Consider the following 25,444-nt stretch of genomic DNA (forward strand, 5'->3'; position numbering starts at 1 on the left):
CGGCGAGGTCGTATCAGTCGTCGTCGTAGTGGTCGGCGAGGTCGTATCAGTCGTCGTCGTGGTCGTCGGCGACGTCGTATCAGTCGTCGTCGTAGTGGTCGGCGAGGTCGTATCAGTCGTCGTCGTGGTCGTCGGCGACGTCGTATCAGTCGTGGTGGTCGTCGTGGTGGTCGTGGTGGTCGTGGTGGTGGTCGTGGTGGTGGTAGTCGTGACGGGCTCACACACATCCGTGGTGAACGTGTTGTCGTCCAAGGTGACCGAGCCGTTGCGTGCCAGCGCGCGGCCCTGGACGTCCGCACCCGTGTTGACCGTGATCGACGTCAACGCCATGATCGTGCCCACGAAGTCGGAGTTGGTGCCGAGGGTCGCGGAACTGCCGACCTGCCAGAAGACGTTGCACGCCCGGGCACCGTTGATCAGGTTGACCACGCTGGCCGAGCCGGTGATCAAGGTCGAGGGGATCTGGAATATCCAGACCGTGTTCGGGTCACCCTGGCCGTCGAGGGTCAGCGTCCCGTTCAACTCGGTCGCACCGGATGCCTGGTAGACGCCGCCCACCAAGGTCAGCCCCACCAGGTCCGCGGGCAGCGCCTGGCCGGTGGGGGCACGTCCCGCAGCGTCGTCGTAGGCCGCCGTCAGGTCGGCCTGCGCCTGAGCCGCCACCGCGTCGTTCTCGTGCCTGGTGCCGCCGATGGTGCCAGGGGGAAGCCCGTGATGGAGGTGCCGGGGCTCACGCCGAGGTCACCGCTCAAGGTGGTGTCGCCGGTGTTCGTGACCGACTGACCGCCCAGCACCGAGAAGGTCGCCGCCGTGCCGAGCTGCACCGGCGCCTCGACGGCGTACGCCGTGAGCGGTGCCGACAGCGCGCCGACCAAGGTCACGGTGCTCACCATCGCACCCACCGCGACGACCGCGGCCCACCGGCGGCGGACCTCCCCGACCAACGCACTCGCAGGTTTGCCATCCATCCGCATCGCCTTCCAGTCGATCAATCGACCGGGCCGGTACGACTCGGTCGGTGCGCCGAGATGATCGAGGTCTTCGGTGCGAACACGGACGGATGACGTCACCTGAAGTCCACAGTGGACTGATCATTGACCGGCTCCACCGCCTGACCACTGCCGGCAGACGTCATGAGCGCGCGAGATCACTCGCCACGCGGAACCGCGGAATGCAGCCCGCACGGTAAAGATGACCACCCGAACGGGTTGCCTGTCCACGATGGAGGTTTGGGTGAGGCACCCGGTCCGGCTGCCGCGGCTCCCGGACGAGCGGTCGCCCCGAGGTCATCGGGTGATGACGCAGCCGAGGGCGGCGGCGGCCAGGCCGAGGGCCAGGCTCGCGGCGATGTTGGCCAGCGCTTGGCGGTGGCGGCCGTCCTCGGTCAGCCGGACGGTCTCGTAGCTGAACGTGCTGTAGGTCGTCAGGCCGCCGCACAGACCGGTGCCGACCAGGGCGAACAGGTCCGGTGACGTGCCGGCCACGCAGCCCAGCACGAACGAGCCCACGACGTTGACCGCGAGCGTGGCCCAGGGGAACGTCCGCTGGGCCAACCGGCCGGCGGCATAGCGCAGCGAGGCGCCCACGGCCGCGCCGGCGAAGACCAGCAGCACCGTCATGGCCACACCTTGCGGGTCGCGGCCATGGCGGCGAAGGTCGCGCACAGCGCCAGGAACAGGGTGCCGAACAGGTACCCGACGGCGGTGAGGCCACCCAGCCGCACGGCGTCCAGCGCGTAGCCCGAGAACGTGGTGAAGCCGCCGAGCACGCCGATGCCGAGGAACGGCCGGGCGAGCGGGTGCAGGCGCGGCACCAGGACCATCAGGACGCCGATCAGCGCGCTGCCCACGACGTTGACCACCAGCGTGCCCCACGGGCCGGGCACGACGGCGGACAGGCCGTACCGCGCGACGCCGCCGATGCCGCCGCCCAGGGCGACGGCCGCGACGATCCGGGTCTCAGCTCGCACGCAGGTGGTCTACCAGGTGGTCGAGGGCGGCCAGGGCGCGGACCACGTCGGCGCGTTCGGCCGGGTCGAGCTTGTCCAGCGCCGACCCGATGCGCTTCTCGTGCGCGGACTGCCAGACGGCCAGCTGCTCGTGCCCTTGCGGTGTCACGGAAAGCCGGGCCACGCGGCGGTCGCTGGGGTCGCCGCCCCGCTCGACCAGACCGTTCTCGATCAGCTGGCCGACGAGCCCGCTGACCGTGTTCGGCGCCAGCCGCAACTCGGCCGCGAGGTCGCCCACGCGCATCGGGGGACGCTCGGCGAGCGTCTGGAGCAGCTCGACCTGCGCCATCGGCAGGGAATCCCACGGCCATTCCGACCGGATGCTCGTGCGCAGTGCCCGGCGGAGCCTCGTGACCACGTCGGTGAGCGAGCGTGCCTCGTCTGACATGCGCGAATGGTACTGGCTCGCAATATGTCGGAGACCGAGATAGTCTGGCGTCGATGAATCGCTCACTCCGCTGGTTCGTCGCGGAATCACCCAGGCCGCGGCGGGTCGCGACCTGGGCCGGTGCGCCTTGGCTGGCCGTGGCGACGGTGTGCCTCGGCGCCTTCCTCGGCCAGTTCGACGCGAGCGTCGTCACACTCGCCCTGCCCGCATTGCGGGAAGATTTCGGCGCGTCACCCGAGTGGGTGTCGCTGGCGTACCTGTTGACGCTGGCCGCGTTCGTCGCGCCGATCGGCAAGTGGTCGGACCGGCGGGGCCGCAAGCTCGTGTACCTGTACGGGTTCGTGGTGTTCACCGGCGCGTCGGTGGCGTGCGCGTTGGCCCGGGACCTGGACGTGCTGATCGCGTTCCGGGTGGTGCAGGCGCTGGGCGCGGCGATGTTGCAGGCCAACAGCGTGGCGCTGGTGGTGGCGGCCGTGCCGCGCGACCTGATGCGCAAGGCGCTGGGGGTGCAGGCGACCGCGCAGGCGTCGGGACTGGCGCTCGGCCCCACGGTCGGCGGCCTGCTGGTCGAGGCGTTCGGGTGGCAGTGGGTGTTCCTGGTCAACGTGCCGGTCGGCGTCGCCGCCCTCGTGGCGGGCCACTACCTGTTGCCGCGCACGCGGGAGCGGGGCAGCACGCCGGTCGACGGGGTCGCCGTCGTCCTGCTCGCCACGGCCACCACCGCGTTGCTGCTGGTGCTGTCCGGCGCGAGCCCGTTCCTGCTGCTGCTCGCGCTGCCGGCGGGTGTCGGCTACGTGTGGCGGGAACCGCTGGTGCGGCGGGTCAAGGGCGGCCTGTTCGGCGCGACGTGCGGGTACCTGGTCCTGTTCGGACCGCTGGTCCTGGTGCCGTTCACGTCCGACCGCGGCCCGTCGGCGACCGGGTTGCTGCTCACCGCGCTGCCGGTCGGGTTCGCGCTCGGCGCGGCGCTGCCGTGGCGCGTGCCGCGGGCCGGCGCGGTGTTGTCCACAGTGGCCTGCGGGGTGCTCGCCTGGCAGGTTCACCCGGTCGCGCTGATCGCGTTGGGACTCGGGCTCGGCCTCTTCATCCCGGCCAACAACGCGGCCGTGCTCGGCGCCCTCCCCCGCGGTGACGCCGGGTCGGGCGGCGGTCTGGTGAACCTCGCCCGCGCCCTCGGCACCGCGCTCGGCGTGGCGGTGCCGCTCTTCGTCCACGCGCACTGGGGTCCGCGAGTGGCGTTCGGCGTCCTCGCCATGATCGTTCTGGTGACTGCGTGTACGCCGATCGGGGACAAGCTGCCTCGTCCCGGCCCGCCGCTCCGGCCGGATCAGTAACCTCGCCCCGGCGGGGCGAAACCTCGGGCTGGCACACACACGGGTGAGGACGAGGGTGGCGGATCGGCTGAGCTGGGTCCCCGATGACGTGAACACGGGGCTGCCCAGCGCCGCACGGCTCTACGACTACCTGCTCGGCGGCGGCCACAACTTCGCGGCCGACCGGGAGCTCGCGGAGGAGTTCCTGCGCGCCCAGCCCAACGGCCGCGCCATCGCCCGCCTCAACCGCGCGTTCCTGCGCCGGGCCGTGCTGCACCTGGTCGACGCCGGCGTGCGGCAGTTCCTCGACCTGGGCTCCGGCATCCCGACCGTCGGCAACGTGCACGAGATCGCGCAGAAGGCCGCGCCCGGGGCACGGGTGGTGTACGTGGACTTCGAGGACGTCGCCGTCGCCCACAGCCAGATGATCCTGCGGGACGACGACCGGTCCGCGGTCCTGCGGGAGGACCTGACCGAGCCGGACGCGGTGCTGGCGGGTGCCCGCGGCACCGGCCTGATCGACTTCGCCGAGCCGGTCGGCGTGCTCGCGGTCGGGGTGTTCCACTTCGTGCCGCCCGAACGCGACCCGGCCGGCGTGATCGCCGCCTACCGCGACGCCGTGGCGCCGGGCAGCCACCTCGCCCTCTCCCAGTTCAGCTCCGACCTGCAACCCGAGGAGATGGCAGGTGTCGTGGCGGTGATGCGCCAGAGCCCGGACCCGATGTTCCCGCGCACCCGCGCCGAGATCACCGCCCTGTTCGACGGCTTCGAGCTGGTCGAGCCCGGCGTGGTCCCGCTGCCCCGGTGGCGGCCGGAGGAGGGCTCCGTCCCGGAGGACGCCGACCGGGCGGGGATCTTCGCCGGGGTGGGGCGCAAGAAGTGAGCCGACGTGTCGCCACGCGATAGGACCCGGCGGCAGGGCATCGCGCGGGAGTGGATGCGGGCGGTCTACCCGACCGCCTACGTGCCGATGTCGCCGGTCGAGATCGAGCTGTACCTGCTCGAGCTGGTGGACGTGATCGCCGACGCGGTCCAGGCCGAGCCGTTCGCCGTCGAGCCGGTCGCCGCGGTCGGCCACCGGCTGGTCGAGGCCCACTTCACCGGCCCGGAGACGTTGCAGCGCACGGTGGACGTGCTCGGGCACGCCCTGCTGGCGGGCCCCGAGCTGCGGGACGTGCCGGGGCCGGCGGAGAAGGTCGTCGCCATCCTGGGCGCGGTGAGCGCCGGGTTCGCCGCCGCGATGCGGCTGGACGCGCTGGACCAGCAGGAAGAGGTCCAGCGCGCGCTGATGGCGGCCAAGCTGCGCGCCGAACGCGTGCTGGAGGTCAGCGAGGCCCGGTTCCGCGAGGTGTTCGACTCCTCCGCGTTCGGCATCGTGATCACCGACCTGGAGGGCCGGTGCGTCGAGGTGAACGCGGCGCTCGCCGAGATGATCGGCCGCGACCGGGGCGAGCTGACCGGGCGGCGGCTGGTCGAGCTGTTCGACCCGGACGACGCCGAGGCGCTGGCGACCAGGTACGAGGAGGTCGGCGAGGGCCGGGTGGAGCGGACGCGCGAGCAGCGGCGGCTGCTGCGCGAGGACGGCGAGCCGGTGTGGGTGCACCTGGCGGTGTCCTCGCTGCGCGACGCGGACGGCGAGCCCGCGTACCACGTGACCATGGTCGAGGACGTCAGCGAGCTGCACCTGCTGCAGAAGAACCTGGACTTCCAGCTGCTGCACGACCCGCTCACCGGCCTGTCCAACCGGCAGCGCTTCGCCACCCGGCTGGAGGCGCTGCACGGCGCGTCACGCGGCGGGATCACCCTCTACCACCTCGGCCTCGACGCGTTCTCGCTGGTGAACAACGGCCTCGGCCACGCCTTCGGCGACCGGCTGCTCACCGAGGTCGGCCACCGGCTCGAAGCCCTGGTCTCCGACGACGTGGCGCTGGTCGCCCGGATCGGCGGCGACGAGTTCGGCATCGTGGTGGACAACTCGCCGACCACGCCGAGCGTGCCCGACATGGTCGAGCTGATCAACGAGACGCTGCGGCAACCGGTCGACGACGGCGTGGCCCTGTCCGCGTCCATCGGCGTGGTCGACCGGCCGCCCGCCGGGTGGGAGGTCGCGGAGATCCTGCGCGCGGGCGACGCGACCCTGCGCCGCGCCAAGACGTGCGGCAAGCGGCAGTGGCTGCCCTACGACAAGCACCTCGACCGGCAGTGGCGGGAACGGCAGGCGCGGGCGGCGAAGATGCCCGGCGCGCTGGCCGGGCAGGAGCTGGAGGTCGAGTACCAACCGGTGGTCGACCTGGCCGGCGGGCAGGTGCTCGGCCACGTGGCCCGGCTGCGCTGGGACGAGGTCGGGCACCACGAGTGCGTCGAGCTGGCCGAGGAGACCGGGCTGTCGCTGGCGCTCGGCCAGTGGGCGCTGCACGAGGCCGCCGCCGTGGCGGCCGGGCCCGAGTCGTTCGGCACCCTGTACTTCGAGCTGTCGCCGATGCAGTCCCGCGACGAGGACCTGGTGCGCACGGTGAAGCGGACGTTGGACGCGAGCGGCCTGCCGGCGTCACGGCTGCAGATCTTCCTGGACACCCGGTCGATGCTGGAGGGCAGGGGCGACGACAACGCGCAGGTGTTGCGGGACAACGGGATCTCCACCGGGCTGACCCGGTTCAACGGCGGGCAGGCCGAGCTGTCGCTGTTCGGCGAGCTGCCGGTGGACGCGCTGGTCCTCGACCCGTCGATCGTGGGCAGGCTCGCCGAGCCGCACGAGTCGTTCCTGCACACCGCCGTGGAGCTGATGATCCCGCTGATCCGGGACTACGGGGTGGCGGTGGTGGTGCCGGACCTGTCCACGGAGGAGCGGACGGCGTGGTGGCGGCGGGTCGAGGTGGACGGCGCGTACGGCGACCACCTCGCTCCCGTCGTGCCGGGGTACGAGCTGTCCGGCTCCTAGTGCCGCGACCGCGCGGGTCGCGGCACTAGACGTGCTTCACCGCGGCCAGCAGCTTGGTCAGCGACTCCTTGGCGTCGCCGAACAGCATGGTGGTCTTCGGGTTGTAGAGCAGGCTGTTGTCCACGCCCGCGAAGCCCGGCCGCATCGAGCGCTTCATGAACACCACGGCCTTCGCCCGGTCCACGTCGAAGATCGGCATGCCGTAGATCGGGCTGCTCGGCTCGTCCCGCGCCCCGGGGTTGACCACGTCGTTCGCGCCGACCACCAGCACCACGTCGACGCTGCCGATGCCGGGGTTGACGTCGTCGAGCTCCTTGAGGTGCTCGTACGGCACGTCCGCCTCGGCGAGCAGCACGTTCATGTGGCCCGGCATGCGGCCCGCGACCGGGTGGATGCCGTAGAGCACGGTGATCCCGCGCTGTTCCAGCACCTGCGCCAGCTCCCGCGCCGCGTGCTGGCCCTGCGCCACGGCCAGGCCGTAACCGGGGACCACCAGCACGGAGTGGGCGTACCCGAGCAGGATCGCCACGTCCTCCACCGTGCCGGAGCGCACGGTGCGCTGCTCGTCGGTGGTCGCGGTCGCCGTGGTCGCCTGGAACGCGCCGAACAGGATGTTGGTCAGCGGCCGGCCCATGGCCTGGGCCATCAGCCGGGTCAGGATCGTGCCGGACGCGCCGACGAGCGTGCCCGCGACGATCAGCAGGGTGTTGGCCAGCACGTAGCCGGACGCGGCGACGGCCAGGCCGGTGAACGCGTTGAGCAGCGAGATCGCGATCGGCACGTCCGCGCCGCCCACCGGCAGCACGAACAGCACGCCCAGCGCGAGACCCGCCACCGCCAGCAGCACCAGCAGCAGGCCGTTGCCGGTCAGCACGACCGACAGCGCGAGCAGCGCGCTCACCGCGGCCGCGCCGATGCCGAGCAGCTGACCGGCGGGCAGCAGCACCGGCCGGGTGGTCATGACCTCCTGGAGCTTGAGGAAGGTGACCACGCTGCCGGAGAAGCTGACCGAGCCGATCAGCACGGTGAGCACGGTGGCGAGCTGGAACGCCACCGAGCCGTGCGGGACGGCCAGGAACTCGGTCAACGCCACCAGCGCCGCCGCCGCGCCGCCGACGCCGTTGAACAGCGCCACCATCTGCGGGATGGCGGTCATCTTCACCGAGCGCGCCGCCGGGATGCCCACCACCACGCCCGCGGCCACGGCGAGCACGATCAGCAGCCCGTTGTGCACGGCGCCGTGGACGTACGCGGTGACCACGGCCAGTGCCATGCCCGCCGCGCCGACCAGGTTGCCCGCGCGGGCGTACTTCGGGGTGCTCAGGCCCTTGAGCGCGAGCACGAAGCACAGCGCGGCGACCAGGTAGGCGAGCTGGACCCAGGTGGGGCTCACTCCCCCACCTCCTTGTGCCCGTTGGCGGCGCTCTTGACGGGTCTGCCCGCCTTGTGGCCCTTGAACATCTCCAGCATCCGGTCGGTCACCACGAAGCCGCCGACCACGTTGACCGTGGCCAGGAAGACCGCGGCGAGGCCGAGGGTGACCTCCAGCGCCTGCTCGGCCCGCCCGGTGATGAGGATGGCGCCGACCAGGATCACGCCGTGGATCGCGTTCGCGCCCGACATCAGCGGCGTGTGCAGGATCGTGGACACCTTCGACACGACCTCGAAGCCGACGAACACGGCCAGCACGAAGATCGTCAACAGGTCGATCACCGCAGCTCCCTCCTCAGCTCGCCCGCGTGCGTGAGGCAGCAGCCGGACAGCACCTCGTCGGTGAGGTCGGGGACCACCTGGCCGTCCTCCGTCATCATCATCAGGAGGTTGGCCACGTTGCGCGCGTAGAGCCTGCTGGCGTGCACGGGCATGCCGCTGGGCATGTTCAGCGCGCCGTAGACCAGGACCTCACCGACCCAGGTCTCCTCACCCGGGCTGCTCGCGGTGACGTTGCCGCCGGACTCGGCGGCCAGGTCGACCACCACCGAGCCGGGCGCCATCGCCTTGAGCATGTCGTTGGTGACCAGCACGGGCGCCTTGCGGCCCGGGATGGCGGCGGTGGAGATCACCACGTCGGAGGCGGCGACCCGCTCGGCGATCAGCTCGCGCTGGCGTTCGAGGAACGTCTCCGACTGCGCCTCGGCGTACACGCCCTGCTGCGTTTCGAGGTCCAGTTCGAGGAACCGCGCGCCGAGGCTCTTGACCTCGTCCTTGGCCGCCGCGCGCACGTCGTAGGCCTCGACCACGGCGCCGAGGCGCCGCGCGGTGGCGATGGCCTGCAACCCGGCCACGCCCGCGCCGAGGACGAGCACCTTGGCGGGCGGGATGGTGCCCGCCGCCGTGGTGAACATGGGCAGGAACCGGGGCAGCCGGTTGGCGGCCTCCAGCACCGCCCGGTACCCCGCCACCAGGGCCTGCGACGACAGGGCGTCCGCGGCCTGCGCCCTGGTCACCCGGGGTAGCAGGTCGAGGCTGAACGCGGTGACCTTCCTGGCCTTGAGCACCTCGATCAGCTCGGGCTCGGCGTTGGGCTGCAGGAAGCTGATCGTGACGTCGCCCTCGCGGAGGGCGGCGGCCTGCTCGGGTGTCGGTGGTTGGACGGAGACGATCACGTCGGACTGCCCGGCCGGGTGGTCGGCGATGACGTTCGCACCGGCTGCGCGGTAGGCGGCGTCCGAGGCGTGGGCGTGTCTGCCCGCTCCGGCTTGCACGTCCACCGTGAGTCCGGCACCGATCAGCGTGGTCACCGTTTCCGGTAGACCGGCTACGCGGCGCTCGGCGGGCCGCGCCTCGACGGGTATGCCCACTCTCACGGAGAGTCACCCTAGACCGCCGAAGGTGATCTACGCCACAGGTTGGCCTTAACGTTAACCGTACATACGTCTTGCTGAGATCTCCCGCGACGCGCTCAGTGGATCACCGGGCAGACGCCCTCGGTGTCACCGGCGAAGAAGTTGGGCACCAGCTCCCGCTTGTCGTAGTACCGGTGGAAGACGCTGGTGATCCCGCTCGACATCGGCGGCACGATCCACGTCCAGTCCGCCGGGCACGAGCGACCCGCCTCTTCCTCCTTCTTGAGGTGCGTGAGGAACCGGTCCGACTCGGTGTGGTGGTCGGTGATCGTCACGCCCGCCGCGGCGAACGAGTGCAGCACCGCGCGGTTCAGCTCGACCAGCACCCGGTCCTGCCACAGCGTCCGCACCGAGGAGGTGTCCAGGCCCATCCGCCGGCCCAGGTAGGGCAGCAGGTCGTACCGGTCGCCGTCGGCGAAGTTGCGCGCGCCGATCTCGGTGCCCATGTACCAGCCGTTGAACGGCGCGGCCGGGTAGTCGATGCCGCCGATGCGCAGCCGCATGTTGCTGATCGCCGGCACGGCGTGCCAGCGCAGCCCGAGGTCGGCCAGCCACGGCAGCTCGGGGTGGCCGATCGGCACCTCCAGCACCGCGTCGGGCGGCAGCTCGACCATGGCCGGTTCGGCGTCCTCCCGTTCCACGATCAACGGCAGCACGTCGAACGGCCCGCGTCGCGCGGGCGGTCGCCAGCCCATGTCGATGGCCGTCGCGGTCAGCTCGGCGTTGCGCCGGTCGCCCAGCACGCCGCCGTCCGAGCCGACGTAGCCCGCGTACCGGATCAGCTGCTCGTTGCGGATCCTCGGCGCGGGCCGGCCCGGCTCGTCGGGCGCGAACACGGTGATCACCGGGCGGACCTTGCCGCCGTTGGCGGCGAGCTTGAGGTGCTCGACGCACTCGTCCGCGATCTCCTTGGGGTCGCGCAGCTCGCGCAGGTCCCGGACTTTGAGGCTGCGCCAGTACAGCCGCCCGATGCAGCGCGCGCTGTTGCGCCACGCCACCCGTGCGCCGAACGTCAGCTCGTCGGGGGTGTGGCGGTACGTGCCGGTGGCGGCGACCTCGGCGTGCACCTCGGCCAGGCGGTGCTCGACCGCGCCGAGGTCGGGGTCCTCGGCGTGGTGCAGTCGGATGAACTCCTCGGCCTCGGCGAGGTCGACGGTGGGGGCGGCGGCGTCGTGCAGGGGAATGGCTTCAGCCGGACACGGGGGGACGGGGGCCATGGCGCGACACCGTAGTTGCCCTTTCGTGGTTGCTGCACCGCCGTGCCGGGCACCAGGGAGGTGCGACACCACCCTATTGGTGTCGCAGAGTGAGTGCTTGATCGCGCAGAAGAGTGACTCATCCTGCGAAAACGAGTGATATTCGATCGTTATCCGCTCGAATTTTCGCAGTAACTTGTGATTTACCCCACAGCCGCTTTTTCACCTATCGGGTGACAACGACGGTGGCGTCCACCCGAGGAACTTCGACATCCCGCGCAACCCGACCGACGCCGGCACCGCGCGCATCGCGGCGTTCCGCGCGGCCACGGCCACCGGGTTGCGCACCTTGTGCCCGACCCGCCCGAGCGCCCGGGACGCCTTCGCCATCGACTGCGTGCGCGGCCGGCGTTGCCGGTCGTAGGCGGCGAGCGCGGTCGGCACGTCGTCGGCGCGGGCGCAGGCGGCGGCCAGCACCACGGCGTCCTCGATCGCCATGCACGCGCCTTGGCCCAGGTAGGGCGTCATCGCGTGGGCGGCGTCACCGAGCAGCGCCACCCGGCCGCGCACGTAGGTCGGCAGCGGCGCGGCGAGCTCGTGGATGTCGTGCCGCAGCACGGCAGCCGGCGGCGTGGCGTCCAGCAGGGCGGGGATGGGGTCGTGCCAGTCGGCGAAGAGCCGGCGCACCTCGCCCAGCTCGTCGGCCGAGCGGCCACCGGCGGGTGCGATCGCAGCCGCGTACCAGCAGACCCGGCCGTCACCCAGTGGGAGGACGCCGAACTCGGTGCCGGGGCCGAGGGTCTGGCTGAGGCCGAGGTCGAGCGGGAACCGGGCGGTCGTCACGCTGCGCCACGCCGTGGTGCCCGCGTACACCGGCTGGGGCAATGTCGGGAACAGCGCCTCCCGGGCGCGGCTGCGGATGCCGTCCGCGGCGACCACCAGGTCCGCGTCCAGGTCGTCCAGCGAGCGCACCTCGGTGTCCGTGACCAGGCATCGCGCCGGCAGCGCCGACCGCAGCACCCGGTGCAGGTCCGCCCGGTGCACGGCGACCACGTGGTCCTGGTGCGACGCGTCGACGCGCGTCAGCGTCCGCCCCCTCCGGTCGCGGATGCCGCCCGGCACGCGGGGCGTGCCGATCCGCCGCACGTCGTCGGCCAGGCCCAGCGCCGCCAGCGCCCGCATCGCGTTCGGCATCACGCCGACGCCCGCGCCCACCTCGCCGAACTCCGCCGCGCGCTCCAGCACCGCGACCTCCCACCCGACGCGCCGCAACGCCACCGCCGCCGTGACGCCGCCGAGGCCACCGCCCACCACGACCGCTTTCATGCCCGCTCCTTCTACACCTGTAGAGACCAGTACTCTACAGGTGTAGAAGGAGGACGCACTGTGACGGAGCGCATGGCCGCCCTCGCCGACGCGGCGATCCACGTGGTGGCCACCCGCGGCATGCGCGGGCTGACCCACCGCGCCGTGGACGCGCAGGCGGGCGTGCCCACCGGCTCGACGTCGGCCTACTTCCGCACCCGCAAGGCCCTCGTCGAAGGCGTCGTGCAGCGCCTCGCCGACCTGGAGGACGCCGAGGTGGCGGCGGCGCGGATCGACGTCCCGCTCGACCCCGACCTGCTCTCCGAGAGCCTCGCGACCGTGCTCGACCAGTGGATGACGACCGGCCGCGAGCGCACGCTGGCCCGGTACGCGTGCCTGCTGGAGGCCACGCACCACCCGGAGCTGCGCGGCATCCTGGCCCACGGGGAACGGCCGCGCGCGCAGGCGCGGGAGCTGCTGGCCGCGTTGGGCGCGCCGGACCCGGAGCGGAGCAGCCGGGAGCTGGTGGCGTTCGTGGACGGGCTGCTGTTCGACCGGCTGGTCGGCGCGGGCGCGCTCGGCGCACCCGACCCCGGCACCCCGAGGAGCCGGGCCGAACTGGCCTCCGCGATCCGCGCCGCGTTGCGCGCCGTGCTCGGTAAATGAGTGGCGCCCGGCGCTACCGTTGGTCGCATGTGGGCATTCCGCGTCGAGTACCTCTGAGCCCAGGGCAGCCGTCAACCCCCACGCGCCTCGCGTGCCGGGGTCATCGAGCCAACCCTGACCTCATGCGGAGATTCCCGTGTCGCACATCGCTTTCTTCAACATCCCCGGCCACGGCCACGTCAACCCCACGCTGCCCGTCGTCACCGAACTGGTGAACCGGGGCCACCGGGTCACCTACGCGGTCGACCCCGGCTTCGCCGGCATCGTCGCGAAGGCGGGCGCCGAGCCCGTGCTCCACCCGACCAGCCTGCCCACCGACGACCGCGAGTGGCCGACCGAGATGGCGCCCGCCATGCGCCTGTTCCTCGGCGAGGCCAGGACCGTGCTGCCGGTGCTGGCCGCCGCCTACGCCGACGACCGGCCGGACCTGGTCGTCTACGACATCGGCGCGTGGACCGCACGCGTGCTGGCGGGCCGCTGGGGCGTGCCCGCGATCCAGTTCTCCCCCACCTTCGTCGCGTACGAGGGCTGGGAGGAGGAGATGGCCGACATGTACGACCACCCCGACGTGGAGGCGTTCTTCGGCGAGCTGGACGGGTGGCTGGCCGCCGAGGGCTGCGCGATCCCCGCCCGCACCTACGTCGGCCACCCCGACCGGGCGGTGGTGAGCATCGCGCGGTCGTTCCAGCCCAACCACGAGTCGGTGCACCCGAAGTACACGTTCGTGGGACCGTGCCTGAGCGACCGGTCGTCGTTCCAGGGCACGTGGGAACGGCCCGCGGACGACCGGCCGGTGCTGCTGGTGTCGTTCGGGTCGGCCTACACCAACGAGCCGGGGATCTACCGGCAGTGCTTCGAGGCGTTCGGCGACCTCGACTGGCACGTGGTGGTGAACATCGGCAAGCACGTCGACCCGGCCGAGCTGGGCGAGCCTCCGTCGAACGTGGAGCTGCACCGGTGGGTGCCGCAGCTGGAGATCCTGTCGCACGCCAAGGCGTTCATCACGCACTGCGGCATGGGCGGCACCATGGAAGGGCTCTACCACGGCGTGCCGATGGTCGGCCTGCCCGCGATCGGCGAGCAGGTCATGAACGCCGTGCGGCTGGTCGACCTCGGCGTCGGCAGGCACGTGCCGCGGGAGGAGGCCACCGCCGAGGTGCTGCGCTCCGCCGTGCTGGAGCTGGTGGACGACCCGGAGGTGGCCCGGCGGCTGGCCGGGCTCAAGGCCGAGATCCGGGCGGCGGGCGGCACCGCCGCGGCGGCCGACGTGGTCGAGGCGGAGCTGAGGTGAGGGCGGGGGGCGGCGCCCGGCGGCGCCGCCCCTCCTCGTCTACGCGGACCGCTCCGTGCTGCCCAGCCGGGGGAACGGGTCGGTCGAGAACACGACCTCCACCGGCACCTCGAAGTACTGCGCGATGCGCAGCGCCAGGTACAGGCTGGGGCTGTACTCGCCCCGTTCCAGGTAGCCGACGGTCTGGTAGTGGATGCCCAGCGCCTCGGAGAGCTGCCGGCGTGACACTCCCCGTTCCGCGCGCAGCATCGCGATCCGGTTGTAGACGCTTTCGCTCATCGCACCCTCTGCAACGCCGCCTGTCGGCGCTGCTCCATATCCGAGCCGGACTCCCGCCGAGCCATCCGACGCAGGATCGTAGGCGCAAGCAGGAAACCGACCACCGTCCACACCCCGAGCACGCCCGCCATCTCCAGGATCCGCCAGGAGCCGCCGATCTCCGCGGCCGCCGCCGAGTCCGGCAGCAGCGCCGCCCTGGCGCCGTGACCGGCCCAGTACACCGGGAACACCTGGGCCACGCCCTGCAACCAGCCGGGCATCGCGGTGATCGGGTAGAAGATGCCCGAGATCGCCACGACACCCATCATCGGCAGCATCGTGATGCCCATCGCGCTGCCCGGGCTCTTGGTGATCGACCCGGCGACCGCGCCCCACGGCATCATCGACACCATCCCGAACGCCAGCACGGCGAGCAGGCCGAGGATGCCGCCCACGCCCGCGTCCGCCAGCACGTTCACCAGGAACAGGCCCGGCACCAGCACGATCAGCAGACCGACCAGGGAGTCCAGCGACGTCTGCACGGTCCGGCCGACCAGGTAGCCGACCATCCCGTGCGGCACCGCCTTGGCGCGCAGCAGCGTGCCGTCCTCCCGGTTGACCGAGAGCTGGCCGGCCGGTCCGACCAGGGCGCCGAACACGATCCCCATGCCGAGCAGGCCGGGCAGGGTGAGCGCGGCGAGCGAGAGGCCGGCGCCGTCGACGGGCGAGTCGCGCTGGAACCACAGCACGGTCAGCGCGGCCAGCCCGGTGAACAGGTTGTACCCCTGGTCCGAGCTGCCCAGGGAGTGGCGGAACTCGCGCACGCCGCGGTCCACGCCGAGCCGGATGGCCTGTGCCTTGGTGTTCACCGGAGCGCCACCTCCTCCTCGGTCGCCTGGCCGCTCTCGTGCCGCTGCACGAGGGCCAGGTAGGTGTCCTCCAACGTGCTGCGGCGCACCTCCAGCTCGGAGACGCCCGTCGCGTGCTGGCGGAACAGGTCGCGGACGAACGCCGTCGCGTCGTCGGTCGTGTGCACGTGCCGAAGGCCGTCGTGCGTCCAGCGGACCTCGGACTTGCCCGCGACCCGGCGGCTGAGCTGGTCCGGGCTGCCGTCGGCGATGATCCGCCCGCCCGCCAGCACCAGGATCCGGTCGGCCAGCTTCTCCGCCTCGGCCAGGTCGTGCGTGGTGAGGAGGATCGTCATGCCCTCCAGGTCCGACAGCCGGTGCACCAGGTCGTGGAAGTCCCGCCGCGCGTGCGGGTCGAACCCGGCCGTCGGCTCGTCCAGGAACAGCAGGTCCGGCTTGCCGACGATGCCGATCGCCACGTCCAGCCGCCGCCGCTGGCCGCCGGAGAGGCTGCTGATCTTCTTGTGCGCGTGCCCGGTCAGGCCGACGGTCTCGATCAGCTCGTCGGTGTCGAACGGCCGCGACTCGTGCGGTGTCGCGTAGGGCGCGTAGTAGCGACCCAGGTGGTGCAGCAGCTCGCGCACCTTCCAGCGGCCGTGGTCGCGCCAGGACTGGAGCACCACGCCCAGCCTGGCCCGCCAGGCCTCGTCGCCGACGGCCGGGTCGACGCCCAGCACCCGGACGTGGCCGTCGGAGGGCAGCCGGAAGCCCTCCAGGATCTCGATCGTCGTGGTCTTGCCCGCGCCGTTGGGCCCGAGCAGGGCCACCACCTCACCCGGGCCCGCGGTGAAGTCGACCCCGTGCAGCACGTCCGTCGTGCCGTAGCGCATCCGCAGATCGCGCACCTCGATGACCAAGGACCCTCACCTCCCCCTTGTCTGAGTTGTCCGGCATTTTGTAGCACACCTGCTATCACACGTACTACTGCCGTTCCCTACGACTTATTTACTTCACGGCTTCGTGAAACTTCTGTACGTTGCGAAGTAGGTCCCTTAACGCACTGGGAGGTGTGCGAGATGACCGAAACGCTGTCCGCCGAGCTGCCGAGCCGACGCAGCACGGCGTTCGACCCGCCCGCGGAGTTGGGGTTGCTCCGCGAGCGGGCCCCGATCAGCAGGATGAAGTTCCCCGACGGGCACCTGGGGTGGCTCGTGACCAACTACGAGCTGGCCCGCGAGGTGCACGCCGACCGCCGGTTCAGCAGCCGGTCCGAGCTGCAGCACTCACCGCGCAAGGTGGCCGGCAAGCCGGTGCCGCCGCGGCCGGCGGCCAAGCCGGGCATGTTCATCGCGATGGACGCGCCCGACCACACCCGCTACCGCAAGCTGCTGACCGGCCAGTTCACCGTGCGGCGGATGAACCAGCTGATGCCCCGGATCGAGCAGATCGTGGCCGAGCACCTGGCCGCGATGCGCGCCTCCGGCACGTCGGCGGACCTGGTGGCGCAGTTCGCGCTGCCGGTGCCGTCGATGGTCATCTGCGAACTGCTGGGCGTGCCCTACGAGGACCGGGCGGCGTTCCAGGAGGACACCGCCAAGGCGCTGCGGCTCGACTCCACGTTCGAGGAGATCATGGAGGCGTTCGAGCGGCTGGAGGACTTCGTGCTCCAGCTCGCGAAGCGCAAGCACGTCGAGCCGGGCGACGACATGCTGTCCGGGCTGGTCGCCACCGGCGAGCTGACCGACGAGGAAGTCGCCAACATGGGGCTGCTCCTGCTCGTCGCCGGCCACGAGACCACGGCGAACATGCTGGGTATCGGCACGATGTTGCTGTTGCGGCACCCCGAGCAGCTGGCCGCGCTGCAAGCCGACCCGTCGCTGGTGGACAACGCGGTCGAGGAGCTGATGCGGTACCTGTCGATCATCCAGTTCGGCACGCTGCGCACGGCGTTGGAGGACGTGGAGATCGGCGGCGTGGTGGTCAAGGCGGGCGAGTCGGTCTCGATCTCGGTGGCCGCCGCCAACCGGGACCCGGCGCGGTTCGAGCGGCCGGACGAGTTCGACGTCCGCCGGTCCGCGGCCGGGCACCTCGCGTTCGGCCACGGCGTGCACCAGTGCCTCGGGCAGCAGCTGGCCCGGATCGAGATGAGGGTCGGGTTCGCCGCGCTGTTCCGGGAGTTCCCGGACCTGCGGCTCGCCGTGCCCGCCGAGGATGTCAAGCTGCGCACCGACATGGCCATCTACGGGGTGCACGAGCTGCCGGTGGAGTTCTCGTGAAGATCGAAGTGGATCCTGACCGGTGCGCGGGGGCGGGCATGTGCGCGCTGACCGACGCCGACGTGTTCGACCAGGACGAGGTGGACGGGACGGTCGTGCTGCTGCAGCCGTCCCCCACGGGCGAGCACGAGAAGGCGGCGCGCGAAGCGGCGCACCTCTGCCCGGCCGGGGCCATCCGCGTCGTGGAGTGACGTGAGCCGCCGGGGGCCGTCTTCGGGCGGTCCCGGGCGGTGAACGGCGGCTCAGAGCGACAGGTGCACGCGCAGTGCCTCGTCGAGCTGCTTGAGCACCGCCGGCGGCAGGCCGCCGATCCGGGCGCGGAGCCTGGCCGCGGTGACCGTGCGCACCTGCTCGGCCTGGGCCTTCGAGTCCGCGCCGAGCCCGCAGTCCTTGGCGGGCAGCAGCACCTGGAACGGGTACACCTTCGCGGTGTTGGAGGTGATCGGCACGACCGTCACCACACCCCGGCCGCCACCCCGTCCGGCGGCCCGGTTCGCCGCGTCGTTGCTGACGACCACGGCCGGGCGGATCTTGTTGGCCTCGGCGCCCTGCGCCGGCTCCAGGTCCACCCAGTAGATGTCACCTCGCCGCATCGAGGACACCGTCTGGCGCGGTCACGTCCCACATGTCGGCGTCTCCTCCGGCTTCCCACTCTTCCCACGCGCTCGCGTAGGCGTTCTCCAGACCCGCCTCGCGCAGCAGCGTGATCGCCTGGTGGATCACCGACGACCGCGATGCGCTCCGATGTTGCCGCAGGTAGCGATCAACGAACTCTACGTCCTCCTCGGGGAGGCTCACACTGATTTTCATACCGTCGATGCTACCTCCGGTACTACCCGGCCGGAACCTCGTCCGCGGGCGTCGGCACGTCGGCCGGGGCCGGGCGCCTGCCCGGCATCGCCAGCCCGATCGCCGTGCCGGCGAACGCCAGCGCGGCGACCGCGGTCATCGAGGCCGAGAAGCCGTCGCTGAACTGCGCGGCCGTCGCGTAGCCGCCGGCGGCGCCGAAGACCGCCACCGACACCGAGGTGCCGAACACGCCACCGAACATGCGCAGCATCATGAAGACACCGGACGCCTGGCCGATCCGCTGCGGCGGCACCGCCCCCACGACCGCCTTCTGCGCGGCGGGCATCGCCGCCGTGATGCCGACCGAGCCGACGACCAGCGCGGGCAGGATCTCCAGGTAGGACGTGTCGGCGTCGACGACGACCGCGATCCACGCCATGCCGACCGCCTGCAGGAACAAGCCGCCGACGACGAACCTCCGCTCACCCACCCGGTCGACCAGGCGACCGGCGATCGGCGCGCACACCATGAGCGTGCCGGTCCACGGCATCAGCATCAGGCCGGCGACGAGCGGACCGTGGCCCTTGACGAGCTGGAAGTACTGGGCGAGGAAGAACATCGTGCCGTAGAGCGAGGCGAACACCAGGAAGTTCGCCGGGTTGGCCGTGGCGAACGCCCGCAGCTCGAACAAGCCCATCGGGACCATCGGCCGCGGTGTGCGCCGCTCGTGGCGCACGAACGAGACCACCAGCACGATACCGACCACAGCCGAGCCGACGACCTCGACGCTGCCCCACCCCGCCGCGTTGCCGCGCACCAGCGCCCAGATGACGCCGAACGCGCCCAGCGTCACCAGGGCGAGACCGCCCAGGTCGAGCTTGTCGTTCGGGCCGGTGCTCTCGTCCACCCGGCGCGTGGCGAGCAGGATCGCGACGACGCCGACCGGCAGGTTCAGCCAGAAGATCCACTGCCAGGCCAGGCCCTGCGCGATCGCGCCGCCGATGAACGGGCCGCTGAACGTGGCCAGACCGGTCAGGCCGAGGTAGAGGCCCATCGCCCTGCCGCGCACCTGCGGCGGGAAGACCGCGGTGACCAGCGTGAGCGACAGCGGCAGCACCAGCGCGGCGCCCGCGCCCTGCGCCGCGCGGGACACGATCAGGAAGACGACGTCCGGCGCCAGCGCGCACGCCACCGACGCGGCGGTGAACAGCGCCAGACCGGTGGCGAACACCTTGCGGCGGCCGAACCGGTCACCCAGCGCGGCGCCCGTGAGCAGCAGCGCCGCGAACGTCAGGTTGTAGGCGTTGACGACCCACTCGAGCTGCTCGACCGACGCCGCCAGGTCCGCGCGGATCGTGCTCAACGCGGTGGTCACGACCAGGCTGTCCAGGGCCATCATGAACGACGCCAGCGAGGCCAGCCCCAAGGTCCACGCCTGCTTGGACGTCATCCGTCCCGTCGCGGTGCTCACCGTGCTCCTGTCGTCCGCCGGTCGGGTTCCGCGCTCACGCGCTGCCGATGGAGGCGCGCAGCGACCGCGGCAGCCCGAAGAGGGGCAGGAAGCCGTTGTCGTGGAACCGGGTGAGCCCGGTGATCCGGTCACCGGCCAGGGTCAGCACCAGGACGCCGTGCGCGTGCAGGACCGGGGTCCGCGGGTCGCGCAGGTAGCAGCCGAAAGCGGGCTGGCCGTTGGCGCGCGTCGGGATCAGCACGTGCCGCCGGTCGTGGTGCAGCGCCACGGTGGCCAGGAAGTGGCGGACGTCGTCCAGGCCCCGGTACTCCAGCGGCATCGGCGGCATGGTCAGCCGCGCGTCGCTCGTCAGCAGCTCCACCACCGCGTCCACGTCACCGGTCTGGAACGCGCGGGCGAAGTCGTCCACCACCCGGCGTTCGCCCGGCGAGTTCGGCAGCGGCGCGCTCTCCCGGGCCGGCAGTTCGTGCGCGAGCGTGCCCCGGGCTCGTTTCAACGCGCTGGTGACCGCGTTCTCGGACGTGTCGAGGATGGTCGCGACCTCGGCGGCCCGGAACCCCAGCACGTCCCGCAGCACCAGCACGGCCCGCTGCTTCGGCGGCAGCTCCTGCAAGGCGGTGAGGAACGCCAACGACACCGACTCCCTGACCTCGTACCGCGCCTCGGGGCCCGGCGCGCGGTCGGCGACCTCGTCGAGCAGCGAGTCCGGGTACGGCTCCAGCCAGCTCGGCTCGGACCGGCGGTGGGACGGCTCGGGCAACGCGACCTCCGTTCGGACGGCCACCGGGTCGACCAGCCGACGACCACCGGCCCGCAACGCGTTGAGGCACCGGTTGGTCGCGATGCGGTACAGCCAAGTCCTCACCGAGGCCCGCTCCTCGAACCCGCCGATCCCCCGCCACGCCGCCAACAACGTCTCCTGCACCAGGTCCTCGGCGTCGTGCACGGACCCGAGGACGCGATAGCAGTGAACCTGCAACTCCCGCCGGTAGGGCTCCACGAGCCGCCGAAACGCCTCCCCGTCCCCTCCGCGCGCCAACGCCAACAACTCCCCCGCCGGGCGCTGCGCCACGTCACTCCCCCTGACCAGCGACACCTCTCGCATGCTGCTCCCCACTTCCGCTCCCCGCCCACCCGCACCGTCCACCGCCCGATCGGCGTGGTCGTGCGGGCGGAACGCTGATCTCGGAAGGGCAGACACCACCGGGACCGGAAACTGGTCGACCCGGAACCACCTCTCCGGCGCCACGCGCCCCGGCACCCCGGCGATGCCACCGCCACCTGCGATCTTGCCGCCAAGACCACCTCCACCCGCCTCCGCCGACGCCGAGCGGGACTTCGCTCGAAATGACCCTTGACGTGGCATTGCCCGGTGCTCCGCAGTAGCGGCGGAGCACCGGGCATGGTCAGCGGGAACCGCGTTGCGTCAGCCGGGGGCGTCCTCGCCCTTCGGCGGCTTCTTGCGGAAGTTGAAGGTCATCGTGAACGTGACGATGCCGTCGGGACCGAAGCGACGCCAGAAACGTCCGGCCACCTGTACGACCAGTTGGAGGGATGACAAAAGCCCCAGTGCGAAAGCTGCCTGCCCCCACGGTTCTCCGTAGTCGAACTGGCTCGTCAAGCAGGCGACGAGAAAGCTCGCCGTGAACCCCACTGGCAGGGCGAATGCGACTAACTCGCTACGCAGGGAGGGGGCAGAGGACTGCCCCTCCCGCAAGGAGATCAGCAAGATCATTCCTTATTGACGTTGTACTCACTGTGCGGATATCGAAACGGCCCGCCGCTCGGGACCGACCAAGGCCCTTACGGTGGGACGGCTCAAGCGCACCAGATCGAGCAACGTCGTTCAAGCTCGTTCACACGCGAGAACAAAGGTGTCCCCGATCGAGTGAGGACACGGACCGCCGTCATCACTGACAGTAGCGGCAGGTGTAGCAGCCCACCGCCCGAGCCTTACTGCGTGTTGGTCGGTCCCGAGCGGCGGGCCGTTTCGATGAACCACACAGGTTCAACGCCACTTTGCGAGAAGTGACACTATAGTTATATAGCCGCACCGGCGGTTAAGAGAACGTTGACACACCACTTCACCCTATCGTGTGATGCGCAGGCTGTATCTGTCGGCTATGCGTTCGCTACGTGTGAATGATGTTCGCCAAGTTCACCGAGTCGGCGGTAGACCTCCGTATGAAGATCATACGCCGACAACCGATGCTTCCTTAGCATTCAGGTACCACCCGAACGCGTGATTGACCTCGTCCCGTGACAGCCGGGGAGGACGCGAAAGATGACCGGGCATGCTGTCGACCTGCCGATTCCCGACGTCTTCGCAGGTTATATCGATTATGAAGAGGACCATGCCCAGGGCGCGGACAACGCCGCGCGCCGTCAGTCGTCCCCCAGGGTCCCGACCGACACCCACCCGCCGCCACCGCACCCACCACCGACCCGCTGAAGCCGTTCAACCGCGGCGACCGACCGGTCTCCGCGACGCAGCCCTCGCCTCAGCCCTCGCCTCAGCACTCCCTGCAGGCGCAAGCCTTCGTGAAGGTCTGTCGGACCAACTCCTCCCCCTCGGCCGCCCCTGCGACGTCATTCGGCGTGCCGTCGTTCATCAGCGCATTCGGAGAAGCGCTGCACCCCTGAGTGACGGCGTGATCGCCTCCACGCGGCCCCTTCTCGTGCCGGGGCGACTGATCCCGCTCCTGTCGCGATTTCCCGTCGACCGTCAGTCGACGGATCTCCTCCAGCAACTCGGCACGAGCCCGGCTATCGTCCGAGCTTCACTTGTGGCGTCCGTTCATCAGGTTGTGCGCTTCGAGGTCCTATTCGGTCACGTTTACCGTGAGCCGGACACAGAGACCACGATCCTTGTCCTTGAGGATCGCGAATGCCGCAACCAAGGGCGGGTAGTGCTCCTACCAGCGAGAGGAAACCCAACGCAGCACGACGACGAGCACACCCGATGAGTCCCGCGCCATGTGAAGCGAAAGTCGCCGTCGTCCGCAGCGGGTCATCGGGCGGGCGACGTTCGCCATTCCCAGAGCAGCCGACGGGTTTCCTTGCGGCGACCTCCTCCAGCCCGGACACCGTCCACGATCGAAGAGCGTCATCTGCGCCGCAGAGTTCTTCGACGAACAAGCCGACCGTCTGCGGCGACCGAGCTTCACCGATCAACTCCAGCAACCAACACCGCACACGTGATCGCCGTGCTCGACTTCGAACTCACGGATCAACTCGGCGACATGTTCGTTCGTGACCGGAAGAAGCAGGTGGAACCCGTCTTCACGGGCTTGTGCGGCGTGCTTGCGCGCGGTCGGACAATCCGCCGTCACACCGAACGCCCCACTCGCGCCGTCCTCGTAGCAGGACAGTCCAAGGGACGGAGGGTGGCGTTGATCCTGCGACGGCTCAACGCCACCCTCGTGACCAGCACCGACAGTGGGGCGAGTGGGGTTCGAACCCACGACCTGACGGATTATGAGTCCGCTGCTCTGACCGGCTGAGCTACCGCCCCCTGACGTGCGGTTCCGGAGGGTACAGAGGGTGGCTCCCCCGCGTCTCGACAACCCGGCCGGCGTGACCAAGCTGTGCACTCCCGGACTACGGGGCTCCGAGGTCGGTCGGCCGGTAGCCCGCGGGGTAGCCCGGGTAGCTGCGGTTCTTCGGGTCGTTGGTCAGGCGTGGTGTGGTGCGGGGTGGGAGGAGGCGGACGGTGGTGGCGCGGGCGCGCAGGGCGGTTCGGGCGGCTTTGGTGAGCCACGCCGGCTGGGCGGGGAAGCCGAAGGCGGTCAGCATCGGCTCGTCCAGCATCGCCAGCACCGCGCGGGACGTCAGCGCGCGTGGCGCCGGGTACCAGGAGCAGAACAGGTCCAGCGTGTACTGGCCGATCGCGCGGTTGGTGTCGCTGTAGGTGAAGTGCTCCGCCTCGTACTCGCGCTTGAACGCCGCGTAGGAGGAGTAGTCGGGCGGCAGGTCCTTGATGCCCATCCGGTGGCCGACGGCGCGGTAGAAGTGGAACGCGCCCAGCCGCTCGTGGTCGGTCAAGGGCCGCCAGCCGAAGCGGGTGATCCACTCGATCGGGTCGAAGATGAACGTGGACAGCACGTACCGCATGTCGTCGTTCGAGATGTCGTACCGCCCGTGCAGCCGGTTCACCACGCGCAGCGCCTCACGGCCGCGCGGCGAGTCGTAGCCGTGCTCCACCAGCTCGGCCATCAGCAGCGCCGTGTCGTCGTAGCGCTGCTGCGGCCGGCGCTCGAACTCGCCGGTCTTGGCCAGCAGCGCCGAGATGGACGGCACGCAGTACGTCCGGAACAGGGCGAACTCCAGCGACCGCACGTAGTCCCACGGGAACTCGTACCCGGACGAGATGCGCATGATCTCGGCGTGGTCCCGCTCGGGGTCGAGCGAGGTGATCCGGCGGCGGTTGGCGAAGCGGTCGGCCATGCGGCCCAGCCTGCCCGAAGAAACCAGCCACGAGAGGGTGACAAACGGGTGACTCGCGGGTACCCGGACCCCATGACACGACGAAACCCCAGGCCGGTTGACCTGGGGCTGCCATCGCGCTCCCCCTACTGGATTCGAACCAGTAACCCTTCGATTAACAGTCGAATGCTCTGCCATTGAGCTAAGGGGGAATGTTCTGTTGTAGGTCGGGCCTCCCGGCCCGACAGGAGGTAACTCTAGCGCATCCGGAACAGTGCTCGCGCACACCCCCCTCCTCGTGCGGTAGGAAGGGGTGTGACCAGGCACGATCTCCAGGAGAGGACCACCTCATGAAGGGCATCCTGCTCGGCGCCGCCGTCGGCTACGTCCTAGGGGCGCGCGCCGGACGTCAGCGCTACGACCAGATCGTGCGCGCCTACCGCTCCCTGGCCGACCACCCGGCCGTCCAGGGCGCTGCGGGCATCGTGCGTGCCAAGGTCGGCGAGAAGACGGGTTTCGGCCGGCGCCAGTCGAACGCCAACGGCCACCGGCGCGACCCCGTCATCCCACGCGCCAACTAGAACGGCCGAACCACCGCGCCGGGGCCGCCCACGACCAGTGGGCGGCCCCGGCGCGGTGGCACATGGCGCCGATCCGCTACGGCACGCGGGCCACGGCGAAGATCCGGCGGAACGGGAACCAGGTCGTGCCGTCCGGCCGGCGCGGGTAGGCCTCGCGCAGCAGGGGCGCCAGCCGACCGCGGAACGCGGCCCACTCGCCGTCGTCCAACGCCGCCCGGATCGGCCGCAGCGCCGTCCCGGTGATCCACTCCAGCACGGCGTCCTCGCCTTCCAGCCGCTGGAGGTAGGTCGTCTCCCACGCGTCCACCGCGCAGCCGTCGAGCACCTCGGCGTACCCCACCGGGTCGAGCACCGGCGACGGCCGCATCAGCCCCCGCAGCGCGGGCCACGACGCGTCGACCAGCGACCGCACCAGCTCGTGCGACGGTCCGGAGAAGTTGCCCGGCACCTGCATCGCCAGCCACGCGCCGGACGGCAGCGCCCCGACCCACCGCCGCAGCAGGTCCTCGTGCCCCGGCACCCACTGGAGCACCGCGTTGGTCACCACGACGTCGGTGTCCGGCCCGGGTTCCCACGACGCCACGTCGCCGACCCTCGCGTCGACCCCGCGCGCCCGCGCCGCCGAGACCATCTCCGGCGACGAGTCCAGCGCCTCCACCACCGCCGACGGCCACCGCTCGGCCAGCGACGCGGTCAGGTTCCCCGGACCGCAGCCCAGGTCGACCACCCGCCGCGGCGACGTGGCCCCGACCCGTGCCACGAGCTCGTGGAACGGTCGCGACCGGTGGTCGGCGAACGCGAGGTACTTGCCCGGATCCCACATGCGCGCACCCCCAGTAACAGTA

The 25,444-nt window shown here is 71.1% G+C and carries 26 protein-coding genes, 2 tRNA genes and 1 pseudogene; 8 read left to right on the forward strand and 21 right to left on the reverse strand.

The window, feature by feature from the left end; translation table 11 throughout:
* Window positions 1–294: 294 nt before the first annotated feature.
* The 4 genes and pseudogenes from EDD40_RS44805 to EDD40_RS15345 form a co-directional block, all read right to left on the reverse strand.
* A pseudogene (locus EDD40_RS44805) lies at window positions 295–974 on the reverse strand (ice-binding family protein); the annotation flags it as partial.
* Between the two features lie 312 nt (window positions 975–1,286).
* Window positions 1,287–1,619 carry a fluoride efflux transporter CrcB gene (gene crcB, locus EDD40_RS15335; protein ID WP_123743512.1) on the reverse strand — a complete coding sequence of 111 codons (333 nt, stop codon included), beginning with the start codon at window positions 1,617–1,619 and terminating at the stop codon, window positions 1,287–1,289.
* The gene (locus EDD40_RS15340) at window positions 1,616–1,969 is read right to left on the reverse strand and encodes a fluoride efflux transporter FluC (RefSeq protein ID WP_123743513.1); all 354 of its coding nucleotides are present in this window, start codon (window positions 1,967–1,969) and stop codon (window positions 1,616–1,618) included. The genes crcB and EDD40_RS15340 overlap by 4 nt, the downstream gene beginning before the upstream one ends.
* Window positions 1,959–2,396: a MarR family winged helix-turn-helix transcriptional regulator gene (locus EDD40_RS15345; RefSeq protein WP_123743514.1), complete on the reverse strand. Its 438-nt coding sequence runs from the start codon at window positions 2,394–2,396 to the stop codon at window positions 1,959–1,961. Before EDD40_RS15345 ends, EDD40_RS15340 begins: the two co-directional genes overlap by 11 nt.
* A 53-nt stretch (window positions 2,397–2,449) precedes the next feature.
* Between EDD40_RS15345 and EDD40_RS15350 the strand changes: the two genes are divergently transcribed.
* Genes EDD40_RS15350 through EDD40_RS15360 form a run of 3 tightly spaced genes read left to right on the forward strand, consistent with a single transcriptional unit; the run spans window position 2,450 to window position 6,647 of the window.
* On the forward strand, window positions 2,450–3,730 hold the full coding sequence (locus EDD40_RS15350) for an MFS transporter (RefSeq protein WP_123743515.1): 1,281 nt from the start codon (window positions 2,450–2,452) through the stop codon (window positions 3,728–3,730).
* 55 nt (window positions 3,731–3,785) lie between these two features.
* Window positions 3,786–4,592, forward strand: coding sequence for an SAM-dependent methyltransferase (locus tag EDD40_RS15355; RefSeq protein WP_123743516.1), 807 nt, complete (start codon window positions 3,786–3,788; stop codon window positions 4,590–4,592).
* Window positions 4,593–4,598: 6 nt separating this feature from the next.
* Window positions 4,599–6,647 carry a PAS domain S-box protein gene (locus EDD40_RS15360; RefSeq protein ID WP_123743517.1) on the forward strand — a complete coding sequence of 683 codons (2,049 nt, stop codon included), beginning with the start codon at window positions 4,599–4,601 and terminating at the stop codon, window positions 6,645–6,647.
* A 25-nt stretch (window positions 6,648–6,672) separates the two neighbouring features.
* Here EDD40_RS15360 and EDD40_RS15365 read toward each other — a convergent pair whose 3' ends face one another.
* The 5 genes from EDD40_RS15365 to EDD40_RS15385 all read right to left on the reverse strand — a co-directional run bounded on the left by EDD40_RS15365 (window position 6,673) and on the right by EDD40_RS15385 (window position 12,015).
* On the reverse strand, window positions 6,673–8,040 hold the full coding sequence (locus tag EDD40_RS15365; protein WP_123743518.1) for an NAD(P)(+) transhydrogenase (Re/Si-specific) subunit beta: 1,368 nt from the start codon (window positions 8,038–8,040) through the stop codon (window positions 6,673–6,675).
* Window positions 8,037–8,360, reverse strand: a complete 324-nt coding sequence (locus tag EDD40_RS15370) for an NAD(P) transhydrogenase subunit alpha part 2 (RefSeq protein ID WP_425471192.1) — start codon at window positions 8,358–8,360, stop codon at window positions 8,037–8,039. The genes EDD40_RS15365 and EDD40_RS15370 overlap by 4 nt, the downstream gene beginning before the upstream one ends.
* Entirely contained in the window at window positions 8,357–9,454 is a 1,098-nt protein-coding gene (locus EDD40_RS15375) for a Re/Si-specific NAD(P)(+) transhydrogenase subunit alpha (RefSeq protein ID WP_123743520.1), read from the reverse strand. Before EDD40_RS15375 ends, EDD40_RS15370 begins: the two co-directional genes overlap by 4 nt.
* A gap of 95 nt (window positions 9,455–9,549) precedes the next feature.
* Window positions 9,550–10,710, reverse strand: coding sequence for a nitric oxide synthase oxygenase (locus EDD40_RS15380; protein WP_123743521.1), 1,161 nt, complete (start codon window positions 10,708–10,710; stop codon window positions 9,550–9,552).
* Between the two features lie 201 nt (window positions 10,711–10,911).
* Window positions 10,912–12,015, reverse strand: a complete 1,104-nt coding sequence (locus tag EDD40_RS15385) for an FAD-dependent monooxygenase (RefSeq protein WP_123743522.1) — start codon at window positions 12,013–12,015, stop codon at window positions 10,912–10,914.
* Window positions 12,016–12,075: 60 nt separating this feature from the next.
* Between EDD40_RS15385 and EDD40_RS15390 the strand changes: the two genes are divergently transcribed.
* Both EDD40_RS15390 and EDD40_RS15395 read left to right on the forward strand, forming a co-directional pair.
* Window positions 12,076–12,660 (forward strand): TetR/AcrR family transcriptional regulator, encoded by a 585-nt coding sequence (locus EDD40_RS15390; RefSeq protein WP_201438982.1) that lies wholly within the window; start codon window positions 12,076–12,078, stop codon window positions 12,658–12,660.
* A 130-nt stretch (window positions 12,661–12,790) separates the two neighbouring features.
* Window positions 12,791–13,951, forward strand: coding sequence for a macrolide family glycosyltransferase (locus EDD40_RS15395; protein ID WP_123743523.1), 1,161 nt, complete (start codon window positions 12,791–12,793; stop codon window positions 13,949–13,951).
* Window positions 13,952–13,990: 39 nt separating this feature from the next.
* Here the strand turns inward: EDD40_RS15395 and EDD40_RS15400 are convergent, their stop codons facing one another.
* Genes EDD40_RS15400 through EDD40_RS15410 form a run of 3 tightly spaced genes read right to left on the reverse strand, consistent with a single transcriptional unit; the run spans window position 13,991 to window position 15,947 of the window.
* Window positions 13,991–14,230 (reverse strand): helix-turn-helix transcriptional regulator, encoded by a 240-nt coding sequence (locus tag EDD40_RS15400; protein ID WP_123743524.1) that lies wholly within the window; start codon window positions 14,228–14,230, stop codon window positions 13,991–13,993.
* Window positions 14,227–15,078 carry an ABC transporter permease gene (locus tag EDD40_RS15405; RefSeq protein ID WP_123743525.1) on the reverse strand — a complete coding sequence of 284 codons (852 nt, stop codon included), beginning with the start codon at window positions 15,076–15,078 and terminating at the stop codon, window positions 14,227–14,229. The genes EDD40_RS15400 and EDD40_RS15405 overlap by 4 nt, the downstream gene beginning before the upstream one ends.
* Complete coding sequence (locus EDD40_RS15410) at window positions 15,075–15,947, reverse strand: ABC transporter ATP-binding protein (RefSeq protein ID WP_123748042.1); 873 nt, start codon at window positions 15,945–15,947, stop codon at window positions 15,075–15,077. The genes EDD40_RS15405 and EDD40_RS15410 overlap by 4 nt, the downstream gene beginning before the upstream one ends.
* Window positions 15,948–16,133: 186 nt before the next feature.
* Here EDD40_RS15410 and EDD40_RS15415 point away from each other — a divergent pair, with 186 nt between their 5' ends.
* Both EDD40_RS15415 and EDD40_RS15420 read left to right on the forward strand, forming a co-directional pair.
* Window positions 16,134–17,333 carry a cytochrome P450 gene (locus tag EDD40_RS15415; RefSeq protein ID WP_123743526.1) on the forward strand — a complete coding sequence of 400 codons (1,200 nt, stop codon included), beginning with the start codon at window positions 16,134–16,136 and terminating at the stop codon, window positions 17,331–17,333.
* Window positions 17,330–17,524, forward strand: coding sequence for a ferredoxin (locus tag EDD40_RS15420; RefSeq protein WP_123743527.1), 195 nt, complete (start codon window positions 17,330–17,332; stop codon window positions 17,522–17,524). Before EDD40_RS15415 ends, EDD40_RS15420 begins: the two co-directional genes overlap by 4 nt.
* A gap of 51 nt (window positions 17,525–17,575) precedes the next feature.
* Here EDD40_RS15420 and EDD40_RS15425 read toward each other — a convergent pair whose 3' ends face one another.
* From EDD40_RS15425 to EDD40_RS15465, 8 genes are all read right to left on the reverse strand, one after another.
* On the reverse strand, window positions 17,576–17,926 hold the full coding sequence (locus EDD40_RS15425; protein WP_123743528.1) for a type II toxin-antitoxin system PemK/MazF family toxin: 351 nt from the start codon (window positions 17,924–17,926) through the stop codon (window positions 17,576–17,578).
* Window positions 17,913–18,143, reverse strand: a complete 231-nt coding sequence (locus EDD40_RS15430) for a ribbon-helix-helix domain-containing protein (protein ID WP_123743529.1) — start codon at window positions 18,141–18,143, stop codon at window positions 17,913–17,915. The genes EDD40_RS15425 and EDD40_RS15430 overlap by 14 nt, the downstream gene beginning before the upstream one ends.
* A gap of 22 nt (window positions 18,144–18,165) precedes the next feature.
* Entirely contained in the window at window positions 18,166–19,593 is a 1,428-nt protein-coding gene (locus EDD40_RS15435; RefSeq protein ID WP_246037677.1) for an MFS transporter, read from the reverse strand.
* A gap of 34 nt (window positions 19,594–19,627) precedes the next feature.
* Complete coding sequence (locus EDD40_RS15440) at window positions 19,628–20,698, reverse strand: sigma-70 family RNA polymerase sigma factor (RefSeq protein ID WP_123743531.1); 1,071 nt, start codon at window positions 20,696–20,698, stop codon at window positions 19,628–19,630.
* Window positions 20,699–21,019: 321 nt separating this feature from the next.
* Window positions 21,020–21,322: a hypothetical protein gene (locus EDD40_RS15445; protein ID WP_148088811.1), complete on the reverse strand. Its 303-nt coding sequence runs from the start codon at window positions 21,320–21,322 to the stop codon at window positions 21,020–21,022.
* 1,710 nt (window positions 21,323–23,032) lie between these two features.
* Window positions 23,033–23,107: transfer RNA gene (locus EDD40_RS15455), tRNA-Ile, on the reverse strand.
* Between the two features lie 86 nt (window positions 23,108–23,193).
* Window positions 23,194–24,039, reverse strand: coding sequence for an oxygenase MpaB family protein (locus tag EDD40_RS15460; RefSeq protein ID WP_123743533.1), 846 nt, complete (start codon window positions 24,037–24,039; stop codon window positions 23,194–23,196).
* A gap of 119 nt (window positions 24,040–24,158) precedes the next feature.
* A tRNA-Asn gene (locus EDD40_RS15465) sits at window positions 24,159–24,230 on the reverse strand.
* Between the two features lie 138 nt (window positions 24,231–24,368).
* Between EDD40_RS15465 and EDD40_RS15470 the strand changes: the two genes are divergently transcribed.
* Complete coding sequence (locus EDD40_RS15470) at window positions 24,369–24,599, forward strand: hypothetical protein (protein ID WP_123743534.1); 231 nt, start codon at window positions 24,369–24,371, stop codon at window positions 24,597–24,599.
* A 76-nt stretch (window positions 24,600–24,675) separates the two neighbouring features.
* Here the strand turns inward: EDD40_RS15470 and EDD40_RS15475 are convergent, their stop codons facing one another.
* The gene (locus EDD40_RS15475; protein ID WP_123743535.1) at window positions 24,676–25,422 is read right to left on the reverse strand and encodes a trans-aconitate 2-methyltransferase; all 747 of its coding nucleotides are present in this window, start codon (window positions 25,420–25,422) and stop codon (window positions 24,676–24,678) included.
* Between the last annotated feature and the right edge of the window lie 22 nt (window positions 25,423–25,444).

Source organism: Saccharothrix texasensis, from assembly GCF_003752005.1.
Classification (GTDB): Bacteria; Actinomycetota; Actinomycetes; order Mycobacteriales; family Pseudonocardiaceae; genus Actinosynnema; species Actinosynnema texasense.